General features: G+C 72.0%; 4 protein-coding genes. All 4 read right to left on the reverse strand.

All coding sequences use genetic code 11. The features are described 5' to 3' along the window. Nucleotides 1-91: 91 nt before the first annotated feature. The 4 genes from Q0L15_RS14815 to Q0L15_RS14830 are packed head-to-tail and all read right to left on the reverse strand — an operon-like array spanning nucleotide 92 to nucleotide 2,981. Nucleotides 92-271, reverse strand: coding sequence for a hypothetical protein (locus Q0L15_RS14815; protein WP_296605222.1), 180 nt, complete (start codon nucleotides 269-271; stop codon nucleotides 92-94). A 60-nt stretch (nucleotides 272-331) separates the two neighbouring features. Next, complete coding sequence (locus Q0L15_RS14820) at nucleotides 332-1,024, reverse strand: hypothetical protein (RefSeq protein ID WP_296605223.1); 693 nt, start codon at nucleotides 1,022-1,024, stop codon at nucleotides 332-334. After that, the gene (locus Q0L15_RS14825) at nucleotides 1,021-2,016 is read right to left on the reverse strand and encodes a VWA domain-containing protein (RefSeq protein WP_296605224.1); all 996 of its coding nucleotides are present in this window, start codon (nucleotides 2,014-2,016) and stop codon (nucleotides 1,021-1,023) included. The genes Q0L15_RS14820 and Q0L15_RS14825 overlap by 4 nt, the downstream gene beginning before the upstream one ends. Beyond that, entirely contained in the window at nucleotides 2,013-2,981 is a 969-nt protein-coding gene (locus Q0L15_RS14830; protein WP_296605225.1) for a vWA domain-containing protein, read from the reverse strand. Before Q0L15_RS14830 ends, Q0L15_RS14825 begins: the two co-directional genes overlap by 4 nt. Between the last annotated feature and the right edge of the window lie 61 nt (nucleotides 2,982-3,042).

The following is a 3,042-nucleotide window of genomic DNA, read 5'->3' on the forward strand; positions in this document are numbered from 1 at the left end:
CGGGGGTGACCTGGCCACGTCGGCCGGAGTCGGGGATCGCCGGCGCCGTGGGTGGGCGGCCGACACCGAGCGGGCTCCTGGCCCGCGGTCATCACCCTGCGACGAGGAGCTGGAGCGCGTCGAGCAGCTGCTTCAGATCGACCGCCATCTCGGCGAGCCGACAGGTCGCCCGGTCGGTCTCGGCGGCAGCGCTGCCGGTCTCGTTGGCGCAGGGCGAGCTCGAGGCTCTGGTCGGGCAGGGCATCCGGCGCTCGAGAGGAGTTGGCAGCATCGCCGGGAGTCGGGCCTGTGCGCGGGGACTGGACCAGTCCAGCGGCACACAAGCCGCGGGTCACCACCCGTATCCGGCGCCGCCGGGTGTCGACACGGGCGGGTCGACGAGCCGCTGCTCGAGGCGCTCGGCTCGCTCGTCGTCGGCCTGAGCCCTGGCGAGACGATGGCGCTCTGCGGGCGACAGGTCCTCCGCGATGTCCTGCTCCTGCCGGTCGAGCAGGGCCCCTGCCTTCGCGGCGAGCCGGTCGTCGACCTCTTTCAGGTCGTCGACGACCCCCTCGGCGACGCCGATGCGCGACGCGCACCGCTCCGCTGCGATCACTTCGCGTCCGCGCCGATAGTCGTCGAGCGCAGTGGCATCCTCCCCCGAGGAGACCGCGCGATCCCCCATCCGCTCCAGGGTGATCGCGATATTCAGGACGACGCGGCACTCCTCCTCAGCAGGGACGTCACGCAGCGCGGCGGAGAGCCCAGCCAGCGCGGCCTCGTAGTCCTCGCCTCGCAACGCGGCGACGCCCTCGTTGTACGGCGCCACCCACGGCTCGATGGCCCCGATCCAACGGTTGGCCGCGAACAGCGACTGCGCGCGCTCCTGATCGCCCCGCGCGCTGGCCGCGCGCCCCATCGCGTCGCGTCCAAGGGTGACGATCAGGACGACCGCCACAGCGAGCGCGATCAGTGACGGCACGAGCCCGATGAGGAGGAGCTCGTTGCGGCCCCGGCGCCGCTTCGCGACGTGTGGGCCGTTCACGCCGGCCTCTCCAGGTCCCGGATCTCCCGCGCGCTCAGGGCCAACCGTCGCAGATCCGGCAGCAGGCACCCGAGCAGGAGCAGCGCGATCAACCACGAGATGCTCTGGGAGATCGTCGTCTGCCGGATCTTCGTCTCCGGTTCGAGAGCGGTCATCACGGCAGCGTCCAGACCTGCGGCCTCGCGCGGGCGGTAGGTGACGCCGAGCTCGCTCGCGACCCGGCGCAGGTTCTCCTCGTCTCGCCGGGAGAGCACAGCGCGCCCCGTGCGTGGATCGGTGACGACGTCGTCGGCTCCGGCCTGGCCGCTGTTCGTGGGTTCGAGCGGGACGACGGCTCCCGCACCGCTGCCGTAGCCGATGACCAACCCGCCCGCGAGGCCATCGGCAAGCGGGGCGTAGGACCGCCGCGGACCAGTGGCGGTGTCCTCGCCGTCCGACATCACGATCAGGTATGTCGCTCGCTCAGGATGCTCCTGACCAGCCAGCTCGACCAGGCGCGCCAGCGTGCTGAGCGGACGGTTGGTCGAGGATCCGACTCCCGCGGCGGGTGCTTCAGCCTCGATCAGTCCCGCACGACGTGCCACGGCGTCGGTGTCGTCCGTGAACGGCACCGTCAGCTGGGGCCGGCGACCCCAGGTCACGAGCGCGAAGGTCCCGTCCGCCTGACCGACGATGTCCCGGATGTCGCGGACCGCGACGTCGAGCCGACTGCGGCTCGTTTGGTCGACCGCCGACATGCTCGCCGTGCGATCGACCGCGAGGATGACCTGCCGGTCCAGCTGTTCGACGTACGTCGCCGTCCGCGCGCCGACGTGTGGCCCTAGTACGAGGAGGGCCGCCGCCACGAGGACTCCCGCGCGCGCCACCCAGATCGTCCGGCCGCCGAGTCCTCGGGCTCCACACCTGGCGAGCAGCACGAGCCCGGCAGCGGTCACCGCCGACACCGCCGTGGGCAGCCACGGAGTGGCGGGTTCGAGGTCCAGCAGGCTCATCGCGGCCTCCCCGCCCCGAGAAGTGCGAGGCAGGCCAGGGCTCCGACGACCAGCCAGGTCGCCGACGCCGGACGATCGACGACGACCTCGCGCTCCGGTCCGCGGAGTCGTTGCCGCTCCAGCCGGTCGATGTTGCGGACCACGTCCTCGACGGTGTCCGCGGCGTCGAGCGCGGCGACAGAGCCTCCGGTCTCCTCCACCGCTGCCGTCAGCTCGGCGAGCCGCTCGGGTCGCTTCTCCATCCGCGGGACGGCGATCGCATGGATGACGATCCCGCGATCGCGGGCAAGGCCCGCGACGGCACCCAGCGTGTGCACCGGCGGCCCGTCGGGCTCGTTGTCGCTCACGAGAAGGATCACCCGACCGCGCCTCTCGTCCAACCGGTCGAAGCTGTCGACGCAGGCGTTCAGGCCGTCTCCGATCTGAGAGCTCGGGTAGCCCCGCGTGGGCCGCATGTAGACGGCATCGTCGGTCTCGAACGCCACGTGGGCGCGCTCGAGAGCGTCACGCACCGCCTGCGGGGAGTCGGTGAGGACCAGCTTGCGTACGTTCTGGGCGTCGAACACCGTCAAGCCGATACGGTCGTCGGGCAGCGAGGAGACGACCTCGGAGACCTCGCCGACCACCGCGGCTGCTGTCGGGCGCATCGAGGCAGAGACGTCGAGGCAGACGACGAGGTCGCGGCTCGCCGTCCGAGCGCTGGATCCGACGCTGCTCGGCCGCGCGATCAGCAGCAGGCATCCGAGGACGACGATGCACGCACAGACCGCCCTCAGGCCGACCAGGACCCGGCGACGGCGTACCAGAGCCCGGTAGCGCGGCAGCTGGAATACCGTCGCGGAGTAGGACACGAGGACCGCGGCCTCGCTCCGGTCATGGCGCCGCGCCCACCACGCGACCAGTGCGCAGACCGCCGCGGCCAGGAGCGCGGCCGCCCACGGCCATTGAAGATGTTCGGGGATCATCGGCTGCGCGCCAGCGCTCGAGCCGCAGCGACCGCAGCGACGACCATCTCGTGGTCCGGTT

The sequence above is a fragment of the Nocardioides sp. genome (assembly GCF_024509035.1).
GTDB lineage: Bacteria > Actinomycetota > Actinomycetes > Propionibacteriales > Nocardioidaceae > Nocardioides.

What these genes read in the sequence shown, in the direction of transcription:
- Q0L15_RS14815 (WP_296605222.1), bottom strand. Translation starts at nt 271, where the DNA reads ATGCTGCCAACTCCTCTCGAGCGCCGGATGCCCTGCCCGACCAGAGCC.
- Q0L15_RS14825 (WP_296605224.1), bottom strand. Translation starts at nt 2,016, where the DNA reads ATGAGCCTGCTGGACCTCGAACCCGCCACTCCGTGGCTGCCCACGGCG.
- Q0L15_RS14830 (WP_296605225.1), bottom strand. Translation starts at nt 2,981, where the DNA reads ATGATCCCCGAACATCTTCAATGGCCGTGGGCGGCCGCGCTCCTGGCC.